The sequence below is a fragment of the Mesorhizobium sp. M4B.F.Ca.ET.089.01.1.1 genome (genome assembly GCF_004022605.1).
GTDB classification, from domain to species: domain Bacteria; phylum Pseudomonadota; class Alphaproteobacteria; order Rhizobiales; family Rhizobiaceae; genus Mesorhizobium; species Mesorhizobium abyssinicae.
The window spans coordinates 1-389 of sequence record NZ_RZOS01001579.1 but is presented as its reverse complement, the minus strand read 5'-3'; the positions used below and the strand labels follow the sequence as shown (position 1 = coordinate 389).

1 protein-coding gene is annotated in these 389 nt (G+C 67.9%); it reads right to left on the bottom strand.

Features of this window, described 5'->3' with window-relative positions; all coding sequences use genetic code 11:
* Positions 1–104: 104 nt before the first annotated feature.
* Positions 105–389, bottom strand: a 285-nt coding sequence (locus tag EN780_RS38375) for an iron chelate uptake ABC transporter family permease subunit (protein WP_133373050.1), incomplete at its 5' end; no start/stop codon positions are given.

Here is a 389-nt window from a genome sequence, read left to right as displayed (position 1 = left end):
GCACAGCACCGCGCCCGCTTCGGCCCGGATCGAAATCCCGCGCAGGGTCGGTGCGACGTTGCCGGCGTGAGTGAAGGAGACATCGCTGGCGACTAACGCGGCCATCAGAACCAATGCCTCCGGGCACGGCCGAGCACGATGGCGAAGAATGGCGCCCCGACAAGCGAGGTTACGACGCCGAGCGGTAGCTCCTGCGTCGCCACGCTGCGCGCCAGTGTGTCCATGGCAAGCAGGAACAGGCCGCCCGTCAGGGCGCTGACCGGCAAGAGGCGGTCGAAATTGGGACCGACCAGAAAGCGGGCGATGTGGGGGACGACCAGCCCGACCCAGCCAACGATGCCGCTTACGCTGACAGCGAGCGCGGTCAGTACGGTAGCTCCGGCGATGGC